The following is a 14,902-nucleotide window of genomic DNA, read 5'->3' on the forward strand; positions in this document are numbered from 1 at the left end:
CCATGCCAACAGTCCAGAGCCAGATCGGAGAGGGAGGATGTGTCGCTCTATTAAATACTGGACTACTCGTTCCGAAAATGGTATATTCACTTTGAAGGAGGGTTGGCAGCATTTGGACGTCCAAAGGAGTTCATTCAGAAACACCCCGTGCCGCGATAGAGACTCTTTAGCCTATCTCACGCTTATTTGAAAGATCCAGATCTTAACGCAGCACGTTTGTTGCGCTTATTCTGGACTGATCGGTTCGAAAAACTCTAAACAAGTGTACGTAAACCGAATTCTGGTCAATTCTGTAGTCAAGGCATTCGTGCGCCTTAACGCTATGATTTTTGGACCAAATGGTTCGGAAAAAGAGCTTTTACTATTTTAGCATTACATTCGGAATAACCTGTGCAGATCACTTCGAGCGATTTTATTCATAAAGGGGGCTTAAGAGAAATGAAAAAAAACATACTTCGGTTGGCCATTGCATTATTTATTGCCTCACTCAATTTACGACCGTCGATTAACTCGATCGCTCCATTACTTGCAAGCATTAGCACAGAACTGAGGATGAACGCGGCCGTTGCGAGTTTGCTAACCTCGATACCGGTGTTATGCATGGGAATTCTATCGCCAATTGCCGTAAAGGCGGGCGGTAAATGGGGAATCGAGCGGGTGATTGGATTGTCCCTGTGGATTATTGGAGTAGGCACAGTCATTCGTTTATTTACTCACTCAGTGTCCCTTCTGCTTATTACTGCCTTGATTGCAGGCGTTGGGATTGCATTGATAGGTCCGCTGTTGTCCGGTTTCATTAGACTTCATTTTCCCAGTCAAGTTCCGTTCATGATTGCAGTATACACAGTTGCGCTTACGTTAGGTGCTGCCCTCAGTAGCTGGTTGTCTTTACCTTTACAGAAACTCTTCAATTCATGGCAGGATTCGCTTGCATGTTGGGCAATTATCGCTTTCATCTCCGCTATGATATGGTGGATGTTCGTCAATCTTCAAGTGAAAAAAACGGCGTACACGGGTTCTGAGATCAGGAAAGCTAAAGTTAATTTACCGTGGCGAAACGTCAAGGCGTGGATCATTACCATATCTTTTGGACTAATGGCCATATTGTTTTACTCGTTTACAGCGTGGCTTCCTCAAATTATCCAAGGCATGGGGTACACGAAAACTTACGCTGCAAATGCTTTTACCCTATTCGTAATCATTCAAGTCCCTGTAAGTCTGCTGCTATCAGTTTTGTTAAAGAAATATCCCTCTCGCCGCTTGTGGCTGATTGCCGGATCTCTGTTTGAACTTCTAGGTTTGATTTTGCTTGTATGTAATATTGAGCCATGGTTAGCTTCTGCGCTTATCGGAATTGGCGCTGGGGGATTGATGCCCTTAAATCTGCTTCTTCCAATCGATGCTACGGGTGACCATCATGAAGCTGCTGCCTGGTCAGCCCAAGCTCAAGCGGTTGGTTATGTGATCGGAGCTGCTGGTCCAATTATATTGGGTTGGATTTATGATGCTACCGACAGCTTTAGGTCTACGGTGTTGGGGATGATTACCATCGTCGTACTCATGATGATCGTTCAGATTATCGTAACCGCAAGCGGGCGTAACTCGGTGAAGTGGAAACAGGGACGTACCGGGCATTTTAATAGAACTGAATTGGAATCATAACTGAAATACTGGACTATTCGTTCCCGAAAGATTATACTGTTCCTACGTAAAGGGGGGGATCACAATCGGACGTTCAAAAGAGTTTAACAAGGTGGACGTACTTCATAAGGCAATGTTCGTTTTTTGGGAAAAAGGTTACGAAGCAACAAGCATACCGGATTTATTAGAAGCCATGAAAATAAGCAGATCAAGTTTGTACGAAACGTTTGTGGACAAAGAGACGCTTTATGTTGAGGCACTGCGTCATTACAAAAAAACACGCGAATATAAAACAAATCTCTTGGTGGATGCTTCTTCCGCAAAAGCTGGAATACGGCGCTATTTTGATGATCATATTGCTTCCGCGTTTGATGAGAATTTGCCCAGAGGCTGTTTGATTACGAACGCAACCATTGGCTTGGATACACCGGATGAACAACTTCGTACAATGATACAGGACGGTTTCGAGGAATTGGAACAGGCATTTTATGAGCTTCTCCGGAAAGGACAGCAGACGGGAGAACTCGATCCCAACAAAGATATTAAATCGCTGTCTCACTTATTGCTAAATCTTAATCACAGCATCAATGTCGTATCCAAGCTGAACATGGACAAAAATCAGATTTATGACATGATGAACTCCGTAATTGAGATGTTATGAGTATCTTTATTTAAAATTATTGGAATGTTCATTCTGGAAATTAACGCTTATTCGACAAATAAAGGAGTGCAAACAATGAGTTCAATCACAAAAGAACAAAATGAGAAAAACCCAATGTCCACGCCCCAAGCTGAGAAGAGGACGATCGAAGCGCCTCCGACTTCTCGACCCGAGCGGGAAGTGGCTGGATTCAAGCACCTCTTTCAGACTGTGGACGGTATGAGACTGCATTACGTGGCCGGAGGGAATGAGGATGGTGATGTGGTTGTGCTTCTCGCCGGATTTCCGGAGAGTTGGTACGCATGGCGTAAGATCATGCCGCTGCTCGCTCCGACTTACAAGCTCATTGCGTTGGATCTACCTGGACAGGGTGATTCCGACCGTCCGGCGGTCGGCTACGACACGAAGACGCTGGCGATCACGGTGCACAAGTTCCTCGAGCAGCTTGGGATGAAACAATATTATCTCGCCGCTCACGATGTTGGCGCGTGGGTCGCCTATACCTATGCGGCGTTGTTCGGAGATGAGGTTCGGAGTTTAGCTCTTATGGATGCAGGAATTCCAGGCATCACCTTACCGGACGCTCTGCCAACCGCTCCGGAGCGGGCATGGCGGACCTGGCATTTCGCATTTCACGCAGTCGCAGACCTTCCAGAAATGCTGATCGCCGGCCGAGAGCGTGAATATCTCGATTGGTTCTTGCGGAGAAAGGCGGCTAACCCGGAGGCGTTCTCAGAAGCCGATATCGAGGAATATCTGCGCGTTTTCAAGAGGCCCGGCGGGCTGCGTGCCGGGCTCGCTTATTACCGCGACGCATCCTTGTCGGCTCAACAAAACCGCGAACTTTCCGCCATGGGAAAACTGAAGACACCCGTTCTCGCTCTTGGCTCGGATCAGGGTTCCATCACAGATATGGTCACTCCCCTCAAGGCCTTTGTGCAAGATGTACGGGGTGGCGCAATAAGCTACTGCGGCCACTTCCTCCCAGAGGAACAGCCAGAAGTGGTAGCTGAAGAACTTGCGGATTTCTTCAATCTCGGTTGAGGTTTTGACGGTGACGTTGCTTGGTCTTATTCCTATCCTGTCCGCCACATAAGCGAGCATGATTAGGAGGATCCTAAAGTCCCTCTTTTATTTTACTATGCTTGTTGTCTAGAAAAGTATATTTCTTGAAATTTGAAAATTTGGGCAAGGTTGGATTTAAGGAGTTCCTTCCTTATGAAGAAAGTTAAGCTGGGCAGGTAGTGCCGCCAAGCAGTTTTCCATGTGTTTGTGTCTGCCATCAACAGAACTGATCTTCGATTATGGAGATCAGTTCTGTTGATTAAAACAATCAAAATTTAAATTATTTTCTTTTTAGCATGTTGGTCGCGTGTTCTGCGAGTAAAGAGGAAGCTGTGCTCGATATGGTCGCACCTGATCAAGAATCCTTCAATATTTATGTTTCTTGGGGATGGGGATGACCAAACCCAATACATCTCACATGAGATTCTGGATTATAGCTCCAGTTGAAGACCGCTGGAGGCAAGTTGAATGCTGCCGGAGTACACTTGGCGAGCTCGTTCTACCAACACTTCACCGGGTGCGTACTGAGGCAGGTGGGTGAGGACCAGCGAAGCAGCGCCGGACTGTGCGGCCAGTTGACCTGCCATTTCCGGAGTCATATGGCCGGAGCTTTGAGCGACATTGTCATCCAGTACAGAGGCTTCACATAGCAGAAGATCACAATTGCGGGCAAAATCCACAAGATCATCGGTCCAGTGGGTATCCGCCGTGTAAACCAGGGATTTATTCCCGATGGTGAAACGCATCGCCAAGCAATAGGCAGGATGCGTAGTCGGACAGAAAGATACCTCCCAAGGCCCGATAACCGTGTGATATTCCGGACTGATGGCATGGCCTTCCGTATATCCCCGGAAGGTGAGAGACGAGAATTCATCAGCATCCTGGCTGTGGCCATAGATGGGGAAAGTACCGGTGCGATGTCCCAGTTGGGACTGAATCAGCATGCCATATTGTAAGCAGCCAATATCGGCTTTATGATCGTGATGGTAATGGGAAACGATCAATGCGTCCAACCGTTGTAGCGGGATGTAGTTCTGCAGGCTGGATAAGCTGCCGCTTCCGCAGTCGATAAGGAGAGAGAAGTCTCCTTCTTCCAGCAGATAGGATGAGGTTGCACCGTTCGCCGGTGGAAAGGCGCCCCAGTGTCCAATAACGGTAAGTTTCATTATTCGTTCCTCCAAGAAAATATAAAATTTGCACTCCTGCATTGATGCGTCTACGGTTTATCGCACCGCGCAGTTCCCGGCATGGGTGTTTCGCTGCGGGACGGCGGCCGATCGACCATTGAATCATATTCAGGCTATCAAACCGCTGCACCTTACTATAGTGCGCTTGAGATCAATGATTGCGTGTAGGCATGTTCCGGGTGTTTAAAGACATGCTCGGTATGGCCGGACTCAACGATGGTGCCTTGATGGATGACGGCGACACGGTCCGCCAGATATTTGACGACATGTAAATCATGAGAGATAAACAGCTGGCTGATACGATACTTGCGCCGCAGTTCACCAAGCAGGTTAAGAATGGTGGCCTGTACGGACAAATCCAAAGCGGATACGGCTTCATCGCATATGAGCAGCGCAGGCTTTGTGGACAGCGCGCGGGCGATAGCGACTCGCTGGCATTGTCCGCCGCTAAGCTGGGCTGGACGCGACTTCATGTAGGCGGCGTCTAATCCCACGTCTTGCAATAGCTGCTCCACGGCTTCGCGGATATCTTTCGGCTGTTTGACCAAGCCGGCAGCGCGGATCGGTTCGGCAATGATCTGCTCGACGGTATACCTTGGATTGAGCGTTTCAACAGGATCCTGGAACACATACTGTACGCTGCGCTGATATTCCTTGAGGCCAGCACCTTGCAGCTGTTCGAGCGCTGTCCCGCGGAACTTGATCGTTCCAGGCGGCGCAGTTTGCAGACCGCCGATACACTCTCCCAGCGTCGATTTACCGCTTCCGCTTTCACCAACGAGCCCAACAATCTCGCCCTCCTGGATCGTAAGATGGATATCCCGCAGCACTTGCAGTGCTTGCGCCGGCTTCCACAGTACGGGTCTTGGCAATGCGAACGATTTACTCAGCCCCTTTACTTCAATGAGCGGCGGGTTGCTGGACATAGCGTTCTCTCCCTTCCGGAGAAGATGGATTTGTGTTCAGATGAGTTTCTTTGCCCAGACTGTCCCGGAGCAGCGGATGGAAGCATGCATGGGTATGCGGAATCTTATCAGCTGCTGTGCTTGGATCTTCGGCTACCACCATCGGCGGGAGATCCTCCTTGCAGCGCTCGGTTGCATAACCGCAGCGCGGAGCATATATGCATCCGGGCGGTTTGGCGGTAATGGGAGGCACATTCCCGGGTATGCCGGCCAGCTTCGTGCCAGGCTTGACATGATAAGGAACGGCTTGGAGCAGATCGGCGGTGTAAGGATGGAGCGGACGATCAAGCACATCACCGCGCGCGCCCGTTTCAAGCAGCATGCCTCCGTACAGCACCATGATCTTATCCGCTACATATTGTACAGCGGCGATATCGTGGCTGATGTATAGAATCGACATGCGTTTTTTCTTGCTGAGCACCAGGAACAGATCCAGTATTTGCTTACGAATGGTAGCGTCCAGCGCGGTGGTTGCCTCGTCGGCAATCAGCAGGTCCGGTTCATGGATGACTGCGCAAGCAATAACTGCCCGCTGCTTCATACCGCCACTGATCTCATGCGGATATGCTCGAAATACCCGTTCCGGGTCGCTGATCCCTACCTCTTCCAGCGCCTTCAATGCCCGCCGGACCGCTTCTTTTCTGGGCACCTCTTCATGCGCCAGCAGAGCATCCAGCAGCTGATCCCCGATGCGCATTAACGGATTGAGCGCACCGGCCGGATTCTGGAATATATAAGCCAATTGCCGCCCGTATACACTGCGAAAGCGATGCCGGGGCAGCGACAGCAGCTCTGTGCCGTGTAGGCGGATAGAGCCTGAAGCGACGCGTGCTCTGGCTGGCAGGATGTTCATCAGCGCTTTGGCAAGCAGTGATTTGCCGGATCCCGATTCGCCGATAATGCCAGTAATCTCTCCCGGCTCCAGGCGAAAGGTTAACGGACGAAGTGCCGGCTTCCACGTCTTATCGACATACAGCTCAAGACTAAGATCTTGAATTTCCAACATTATGATACCGCCTCCTTATGGCGTGCCGCAATTCCGTCTCCGAGAAGGTTAAATCCGGCGACCGCCAGGAAGATGACAAAGCCCGGAATAAGCGGATATGCAGGAGCCAGGTACATGAAGCTTTGCGCTTCATTCAGCATGCCTCCCCAGCTTGGATGCGGCGGCTGGACACCGAGTCCGAGGAAGGAGAGAGCTGTCTCGGTCAAAATACCAGAGCCAAGTGCCAGGGACATCTGAACGCCAATTCGCGGGAGCGCTGCCGGAATCAGATGGCGGAACAGAATTACAGCATGGCCTGCATTGTATGATCTCGCGGCTTTGATATAACCGTACGACTGGGCTTCAAGCACAAAACCGTACATGAGCCGGGCAAAGGACGGGACGCTGAACACGGCAATCGCGAGCAGGACGTTGACTTGGCCCGTGCCGAGCACGGTAACCAGCATCAAGGCAAGCAGCAGGTTCGGAAAGGCAAACAGAACATCCATCGCTCTCATGATGACACTGCCAATCAGCCCTTTCATGTAGCCGGCAACAGCTCCCAGTATGCAGCCGATCAGCATTCCGCTGCCCACTCCGCCGAGAGATACTGTCAAAGCGCTTTGCGAGGCCAGCAGAAGCCGGCTGAGGATGTCTCGTCCGTATTGGTCGGTGCCGAGCCAATGCTCGCCGCTTGGCGGGGCGAACCGGTTCGCGATGTTCATCGCATTCGGGTCGCTCGGAAGGTCAATCCAGGAGATGAGCAGCATGATGACAATGACACTCAGCATCACGGTTCCTGTAATGAGTGTTTTCATGTTGTTCTCCTTTTTGTAGCGTGTAATTGAATGCGCGGGTCGATCCTCGTGTACAGAAGATCCACGCACAAGTTGACAAGAATGACGGTAACGGTAATGAAGATCACCAATCCTTGCAACAAAAACAAGTCGCGCTGCTGAACCGCGATGAGCAGCAAACGTCCGAGTCCGGGCAGATTGAATATTTGTTCGATAATGATGACACCGCTGATGAGGCTCATCACCTGCAGCCCGATGACGGTTATCGGTCCGATCAAGCTATTGCGCAGCGCATAGCGGATATATTTCTTCCGGGTCGGCAGCCCCTTGGTGTGAGCGAAGGTCATGAAGTCTTTATTGAGAACCTCCACGAGGGAAGCGCGGAACATCCGGATCAATACGGCTGCTTCTGCGATCGCCAGTGTTAGCGCGGGCAAGAACAGCGAATGAAGATGCGCTCCAAGCCCTTCGGATATGGGAACGAAGTTGCCCGGCGGGAACAAGGGAATCATGACTGTGAAACCGAGCAATAACAAGATGCCAAGCCAAAAGTTAGGAATGGCGATCCATATCTGTACAACTGCCTGGATGAACCCGTCTACCCAGCTGCCGCGTTTAACGGCAGCCCATATGCCCAGCGGAAGGGCGATCAGAAGCGCCATGAGTGAGGCGAAGATCGTCAAGGACAAGGTCATAGGCAGCCGGTCTACGATAATTTGCGTGACAGGCATCTTATAGATGAACGATTCGCCCAGATTGCCGCTTACGGCGCCGGCAAGCCAATCGGCATACTGGAGCAGCCAAGGGCGGTCCAGCCCGTACTGGGCACGAAGCTCCTCGACAAGATGAGGAGGAGCTTCGGTACCGAGCATGAGCCGTACAGGATCACCAGGCAAGAGCATCAGAACAGCAAAGGAAGCGAATGATACAAGAAAGACAAGCAGTATTGCAATTAACAGACGCTGTGCTAGATAGCTCATGGATGACATCCTTTACTGGTCAAGATATACGTCTTTTAAGTTGATGATGCCGATCGGGAAGGATTCGTACTGCTGCACCGATTCATGCAGAGCGGTGATGCCTTCCATCGATTGCAGGTAGAGTGCGGGCACTTCTTCCGCGAGCGTTTGTTGGATGAACGAGTACAGCTCCTCACGCTTCTGAACATCGGAAGTGACAGCAGCTTCGAGAAGGGCCTGATCAACTTCTTCGTTCACATAATTGAAGTAGTTCTCACTCGAGTCGGACAGGTAGCGGCTCAGGAACGCATGCGGATCAAGGCGGCCCGTATGGCTGATGACGGTCAGATCATAGTTGCGTCCTGCATAAATATCTTCAAGCCACGTTCCCCATTCCACAATTTCAATCTCCAGTTCGATGCCAACGCGGGACAATTGGTCAGCGATAATCTGACCGGCATTGATATGCGTGTCGTAACCTTCCGGCAGAGAAAGCGTCAGTTTGAGCCCATCGGCGTAACCGGCTTCGGCCAGCAGTTCTTTGGCCTGATCCATGTTATAAGGAAGAACATCCAGCGTGTCCACGAAATAGCTGCTTAGCGGCGGCAGATGACTGCCAAGCGGTGTGCCAAAGCCCCATGTTGCCCCATCGATGACATCCTGCTTGTTCACGGCGAGGGCAATCGCTTGCCGGACGCGCACATCATTCAGCGGCTCGCGGTCATTGTTCATCGCCATGAGCTGTACGCTGTTGTTTGCAGCGCCTTGGGTTTTAAGATGGCTCAGCTGTTCGACCTGTGGCAGCTGCGCTCCGGTGATGCCGCCGATATGCACTGTGCCCGACTGTAAATTGGCGAGCAGCGTTGTTGCGTTAGGGATGATCATGAGCCGTGCTTCATCCAGGTACGGTTTGCCTTCCTCGTAATAGGATTCATTTTTGACAAGATCAATATATTGCTGAGGTTCGTAACGTACAAGCTTGAACGGCCCGGTTCCGATCACATCGCCGTCTTGCTCGAGCACGATCGCAGACCAAGGATTGGCTAATTGCGACAGGAACGTGGCGTCAGCGCTCGCCAGCGTGAATACAAGTTCATGATCGCCATTGGCACGAATGTCCGCAATGTTGGCATATTCGCCTGCTCTTGGGCTGTCCGCCGCTCTCAGACGTTCAAACGAGCGAATGACGTCTTCTGCGTTCATGACATGTCCATTATGGAACTGCGCGTCGTCCCGCAGCTGAAACGTCCATTCCAGCTCGTCTTCGGACGGCTCCCAGGAAGTGGCGAGCTGGGGAACGAGTTCGCCTTCCGGCGTGACGGAGATCAGCGTTTCGAACAAATTATGCGTGACGAGGAAAGTGGAGGCGGATACGGTGCGCTGCGGGTCAAGCCCGTCCACATCGTTGGCCATCGCATAGACGAGACTGCCTCCGCTTTGACTTCCGCTGCTGCTGTTATCATTGTTCGAGGAATCGGAAGAAGCGCCATTGTTGCTCGTGACGGGGTTATTGCCACCCGATGCGTTGTTGTTGGTGTCGCCAGTGCCGCAGGCTGTAATCAATCCAGCCAAGGTTAACAAAGTGATGAACAGCATCATCCTCAGATTACGTTTCATGTCCATATCCTCCTTGTGATTACGTTCGTTTGGCTTTTTCCTTATGGGCGGAACATACCGAAATCTTCGAACAATTGCTCCTGTTTGCGCAGCTGGGCCTTGATCTGGTCCGGCTGTTTCAACGCGATAAGCTGAATGAGCAATTGGCTGATGAGCAGCGGTGTTACATATGAATCCAGAAATCCGGGCGAGTCGGTTGCGGCGACCAGGGCCGCATCGCTTCGGGAGAATGAGGGGGCCAGCGGCGAATCGGTCATTATAATGCAGCGGGCTCCAAGTTCCTTGGCTTCGTCGACAGTTTGGGTAATGATGCGTGAATAGCGGGGGAAATGCATGGCCAGCAGCACATCGTCTTCCCCGATAAATGCCAGATGCTCGGTGATCTCCGTTGCCGATGGAATGAGCACCGCATTGCCAAACACAAGATGGAGCTGGTAGTACAGTGAATGAGCGACGGATAATGTCATGCGCCACCCGACAACATAGATTCTGCGCGCGCTGATCAGCATATCGGCTGCTTCGTGAAGCGATGACTCCAGCTCGGGTGTGAAGGTCTGCTGAAGGTTCTGCAGCTCGATCTCGATGGCTTTTTGCATGAAGGAAGAGGGAGGTGCCTCAAGATTCTTCTCCAATCTTCTGAGCGTTCGAAGCGAGAGTTCATCCGCCTTGAGGTCCTTCTTCAGTTCATTAAAGCCGGAGTAGCCTAATACCGAGCAGAGCCGGTGTACTGTCGCGTCACTCACTTCCGCCGCAAGCGCGATGTCCTTGATCGACATGAACACGGCCTTGTACGTGTTTTTGCGCAGCCACGCTGCCGCCTTTTGCAGAGCCGGGCTCATGTTCTCAAACTGCCGATCAATTCTGGCTTTGACATGGTTGTCCGCAGAAAGATTACCGATGCTGGTGGACATGTCCTTCTTCCTCCCGGGCTGGCAAAAGTGTCAGCAGGTCACGGATGCTGTTCACCACATGCGGATGATCTGTTTCTTCGATCCCGATCCGCTCGTAAGGGTTCAGAATGACCGTATCAATCCCGGCCTGCAGCGCGCCGACAGCGTCATCGTAATAATTGTCGCCCACATATAAGATGTTCTCCGGTGGACTGCCGGTCTGCCGCAGCAGTTCGCGGAATATTTCCACGTCCGGTTTCTCGCAGCCGAATTCGTCAGAGATAATGATCGTTTCCAAATAATCCGTCAGCCCCAGCTTTCCGAGGATGGGACGCGCGCTGTGATCCCAATTGGACAGCAGAGCGAGCTGATACGATCTTGCCTGCAATGCCGCCAACACTTCGAACGTCCACGGGAACGGCTTCCAGAATGGCGGGCCTTGCTTGACCGCCGCTTGCTTGATGAAATCACATTGCTCCACCAGGTCGAAAGTCAGCTTTAAGTGGAAATTGACAAGCCCGAGGAACCAAGGGAAATACGCATTCCAGCCGGTAGAGATCACTTTCGGATACTCGCGCATAAACTTCTTGTCAATGAGATGGAAAGCTTGTTCCACTTCACTGACGTTCATATCGATGTTCTTTTCCTTCAAATATTGGTGATAATGCTTTACTCGATCATTGGTAACCAACGTGTAACCCAGGTCAAAAGCGATGATGGTTTTGTTGCTCCAATTCACATGCTCACTCCTTTGGTGGATAGAAAGCTCGGCCAAGCTTTTTCTAATCAAACAACTTGTTGTAATGAGAATTTCAGAAATGGATCATTTGAAATATTTCATTACAAAACCATTGTACCGGCCATATGTAAGGGGAGAGTTAATAGGGGAATAAGCTTTTGTAAAGAATCAGTCGAGGCGGGTTTCTTGTTTACGACGGATTATCAAGCGAAGTACGACAGTTCATCTATGAAGCTTCGTGAGCGAAATTCCAGCTGAGTCATTCCCGAGGGCGGTGCTGATGAATATGAGCGGCTCGGTGGGTTGCTCATCTCGTTTTAAGAAAAAATTTATATTTACCCCCATTTCTTTTTAAATATTGTTCCTTATTCTAAAGTGAATGAAGGGTAAGGAGATAACGGAGTATGAAGAAACGGCTGTATGGGGTTGTTGCGCTTGTAATACTATTAATTCTAAGCTATGGCGTTATTCAGTATAAGGAGAAAACCGATAACGAAAAATTGTCGGAAGAAAACCACCAAGTGCAGGATGGGAACGATAGAACGAACATGCATTCAATTCAGGTAACAAAGGATCAGGTCTACAAAGGAAATTTGGTATTGGTCAATAAGGATCATCCTGTGTCACCGGTGGCTGAAGCGTCCGATGCAGTGAATTTGTCTAAACATCCGGAGCTGATAAACGGCTTCGTACTGCTGGATAATTCGATCCGGTTGACGCCCTTCTTGGTACAAAAATTTTCAACAATGACTAAGGCGGCACAAAAAGACGACGTTAACCGGTTTATGATTACCAGCGGCTATCGGGACAAGAAGAAACAAACTGAGCTATACGAGGAAATGGGCCCTGACTACGCGCTGCCAGGAGGCTACAGCGAGCACAATCTCGGATTGGCGCTGGATATTGGGTCAACGGAAGGGAAGATGGAATACGCCGCCGAAGGCAAGTGGTTGATGGACAACGCCTGGAGATACGGTTTTGTTTTGCGTTACCCGGAGGACAAAACAGCCATCACGGGTATACAGTTTGAACCGTGGCACTTTCGCTATGTCGGTTTGCCACACAGCGCTATTATGTATGAGAACCATTTTGTGCTGGAGGAATACTTGGATTATTTGAGAGAACAGAAGTCCATGACGATCACTGTAAACCGCCAAAAATATACAATTGATTACTATCCTATCATCGAGGATACAACGATCCGGGTGCCGGTGAATCTTCACTATGAGATTTCAGGCAACAATATAGACGGATTAATTGTGACGGTATATTCCGGTGAGGACGATGCCTCAACAAACGAGGACCTGAACAAGGATGCTTCCACAGATGAATCTCCAGCGGACACCGTTCCGGCGGTTGAAAATCCGGCCGATACGGTTCCGGCGGACGAGAAGCCGCAAGTTCAGAAGCCGTCGAGTGCGGCTCCAGAGGACGGGTGAGAAACCGGATACGCCTGTGTCGTGGGAAATCTGATACAATATAGAAATTATTATCTTTATTTGCCTGAGGTGGATGATGAAACCGAGCACCATTTTAATAGCGGACGACGAGCGGGAAATTGCGGACTTGATTGAACTGCATTTAATTAAAGAGGGCTATCGCTGCATCAAAGTTTCTGACGGGCTAGAGGCTGTTCAGGTCATTCGGACGCAGTCGGTCGATTTGGCGATTCTCGATATTATGATGCCCAATCTGGATGGCTACGAAGCGACGGAATTGATCCGGGAGCACCACCATTTGCCTATTATTTTTTTAAGCGCTAAAGCGACCGATCTCGATAAAATTACAGGACTCGTCAGAGGAGCGGACGATTATGTGACCAAACCGTTCAACCCGATGGAACTGGTCGCCCGCGTAAATGCGCAATTGCGACGCGCGACGCAGTTTAATCCATCGGCTTCATCCAACACATCCGTTTTGGAAGCGCGTGGCCTGGTCATCAATCCCGAACAACGAACGGTTTTCCTGTATAATACTCCCATTGAACTGACCCCTAAAGAGTTTGATATATTGTACCTGTTGGCGAGCCACCCCAAGAAGGTCTTCAGCTCTGAAAATATTTTTGAACATGTATGGGGAGAGACCTATTACGAAGGCGGTAACACAGTTATGGTGCATATACGAACATTGCGGAAGAAGCTCAAGGAAGACAGGCATAAAAACCAATGGATCAAGACGGTCTGGGGAGTGGGATATACGTTCAATGGCGAATAAGATCCGAAGTTTCCGGTTTAAAATGATTCAGCTATTTGTCTTAAGCTTACTTTGCTCCGGTACGATCACCTTTCTGATTTATAAGGTTCTCCAGTTCTATTATCACACAACGAGGTTTGAAGATCCGTTGACGAAATTCCGTTACTTCATGAGAGAAGTCGGGGACCTCAACGTTTTTTTGATTATTTTTATACCCCTCTCATTTTATTTCTTCTTTCTCCTTACGAAACGGTATTCGCTTTATTTTCAGGAGATATCACGAGGGATCAACCTGTTGGCCAACGGCGATTTCAACAGTAAAATAAACATTCGTCCGAGTTCGAAGACATTGCACGTGATATTAATCTGGCAAGTGAAAAGTTGCAGCAAGCGCTGGAGAGGGGGGACTTTGCGGAGAACAGCAAAGAACAATTGGTGTTGAATTTGGCACATGATTTGCGCACGCCACTTACTTCCGTTTTGGGCTACCTGGACTTCATTCTTCAGGGAGAAAAGCTGACACCGGAACAAATCAAGCACTATACGGGCATTGCTTTTTCCAAGTCGCAACGGCTGGAGAAGTTAGTGGACGAGCTGTTTGAAATCGCCCGCATGAATTACGGCAAGCTGAAGATGGACAAACAACCCATCGATCTTAGCGAGCTGCTCATCCAATTAAATGAAGAGCTATACCCTGCATTAGAAAAAAACAGCTTGACTACCCGATTGCATGTGGCTCCGCATGTGATGATTTGGGGAGACGGAGAGTTGTTGGCGCGCGTATTTGAGAATCTTCTGACGAACGCGATCCGCTATGGCAAAGACGGCCGATATATCGATATTCAATGCCGTCCGGATTCGGAAAATGCAGTAGTCCAGGTGATCAATTATGGTCACAGCATTCCCCCGGAAGAGCTTCCGTATATCTTCGATATGTTTTACACGGGCGATAAAGCGCGGACGCAACGGGAGGGCAGCTCAGGCATCGGCCTGTTCATTGTGAAGAATATTGTAGAGCAGCATCAAGGCGCGATCTCGGCTCAAAGCGACTCCATTCGTACGCTCTTTGAAGTCCATCTCCCGCAATTCTTACCTTCAGAATCTGGTTAACTAGAATATCCATCATTTAATAAAAACTTTATTTTTACCCCACTTATTCTTTAAACAGTCTTCGCCATTCTAGAGATATGGATAGATGGAGGA

At 49.9% G+C, this 14,902-nt stretch carries 12 protein-coding genes and 2 pseudogenes; 6 read left to right on the forward strand and 8 right to left on the reverse strand.

The genetic code is table 11. The features are described from left to right. The first annotated feature begins 438 nt into the window (after positions 1–438). From CHH67_RS07760 to CHH67_RS07770, 3 genes are all read left to right on the forward strand, one after another. Positions 439–1,662: an MFS transporter gene (locus CHH67_RS07760; RefSeq protein ID WP_095264597.1), complete on the forward strand. Its 1,224-nt coding sequence runs from the start codon at positions 439–441 to the stop codon at positions 1,660–1,662. A gap of 91 nt (positions 1,663–1,753) precedes the next feature. Then, positions 1,754–2,302, forward strand: a complete 549-nt coding sequence (locus tag CHH67_RS07765) for a TetR/AcrR family transcriptional regulator (RefSeq protein WP_244908123.1) — start codon at positions 1,754–1,756, stop codon at positions 2,300–2,302. Positions 2,303–2,326: 24 nt separating this feature from the next. Continuing rightward, complete coding sequence (locus CHH67_RS07770; protein ID WP_218832010.1) at positions 2,327–3,346, forward strand: alpha/beta fold hydrolase; 1,020 nt, start codon at positions 2,327–2,329, stop codon at positions 3,344–3,346. Between the two features lie 452 nt (positions 3,347–3,798). Here CHH67_RS07770 and CHH67_RS07775 read toward each other — a convergent pair whose 3' ends face one another. From CHH67_RS07775 to CHH67_RS07810, 8 genes are all read right to left on the reverse strand, one after another. After that, positions 3,799–4,533 (reverse strand): MBL fold metallo-hydrolase, encoded by a 735-nt coding sequence (locus CHH67_RS07775; protein ID WP_095264599.1) that lies wholly within the window; start codon positions 4,531–4,533, stop codon positions 3,799–3,801. Positions 4,534–4,688: 155 nt separating this feature from the next. Further along, positions 4,689–5,480 carry an ABC transporter ATP-binding protein gene (locus CHH67_RS07780; protein ID WP_095264600.1) on the reverse strand — a complete coding sequence of 264 codons (792 nt, stop codon included), beginning with the start codon at positions 5,478–5,480 and terminating at the stop codon, positions 4,689–4,691. Further along, positions 5,455–6,525: an ABC transporter ATP-binding protein gene (locus CHH67_RS07785; RefSeq protein WP_095264601.1), complete on the reverse strand. Its 1,071-nt coding sequence runs from the start codon at positions 6,523–6,525 to the stop codon at positions 5,455–5,457. The genes CHH67_RS07780 and CHH67_RS07785 overlap by 26 nt, the downstream gene beginning before the upstream one ends. Next, entirely contained in the window at positions 6,525–7,322 is a 798-nt protein-coding gene (locus tag CHH67_RS07790) for an ABC transporter permease (RefSeq protein ID WP_095264602.1), read from the reverse strand. Before CHH67_RS07790 ends, CHH67_RS07785 begins: the two co-directional genes overlap by 1 nt. Next, positions 7,319–8,281 carry an ABC transporter permease gene (locus CHH67_RS07795; protein ID WP_176475530.1) on the reverse strand — a complete coding sequence of 321 codons (963 nt, stop codon included), beginning with the start codon at positions 8,279–8,281 and terminating at the stop codon, positions 7,319–7,321. Before CHH67_RS07795 ends, CHH67_RS07790 begins: the two co-directional genes overlap by 4 nt. Positions 8,282–8,293: 12 nt before the next feature. Further along, a complete protein-coding gene (locus CHH67_RS07800; RefSeq protein ID WP_095264604.1) occupies positions 8,294–9,877 on the reverse strand; it encodes an ABC transporter substrate-binding protein in 1,584 nt (527 codons plus the stop codon). 41 nt (positions 9,878–9,918) lie between these two features. Then, a complete protein-coding gene (locus CHH67_RS07805) occupies positions 9,919–10,788 on the reverse strand; it encodes a MurR/RpiR family transcriptional regulator (RefSeq protein WP_095264605.1) in 870 nt (289 codons plus the stop codon). Next, positions 10,769–11,506 carry an HAD family hydrolase gene (locus CHH67_RS07810; protein WP_179292080.1) on the reverse strand — a complete coding sequence of 246 codons (738 nt, stop codon included), beginning with the start codon at positions 11,504–11,506 and terminating at the stop codon, positions 10,769–10,771. Before CHH67_RS07810 ends, CHH67_RS07805 begins: the two co-directional genes overlap by 20 nt. 404 nt (positions 11,507–11,910) lie before the next feature. Between CHH67_RS07810 and CHH67_RS07815 the strand changes: the two are divergent. From CHH67_RS07815 to CHH67_RS07825, 3 genes and pseudogenes are all read left to right on the forward strand, one after another. After that, positions 11,911–12,783 (forward strand): annotated as a pseudogene (locus CHH67_RS07815) (M15 family metallopeptidase); the annotation flags it as partial. Positions 12,784–13,021: 238 nt separating this feature from the next. Continuing rightward, on the forward strand, positions 13,022–13,720 hold the full coding sequence (locus CHH67_RS07820) for a response regulator transcription factor (RefSeq protein WP_095264753.1): 699 nt from the start codon (positions 13,022–13,024) through the stop codon (positions 13,718–13,720). Continuing rightward, positions 13,710–14,809 (forward strand): annotated as a pseudogene (locus tag CHH67_RS07825) (sensor histidine kinase). Before CHH67_RS07820 ends, CHH67_RS07825 begins: the two are co-directional and overlap by 11 nt. Positions 14,810–14,902: the final 93 nt, after the last annotated feature.

It is taken from the genome of Paenibacillus campinasensis, assembly GCF_002272015.1.
Taxonomy (GTDB): Bacteria; Bacillota; Bacilli; order Paenibacillales; family Paenibacillaceae; genus Paenibacillus_AQ; species Paenibacillus_AQ campinasensis.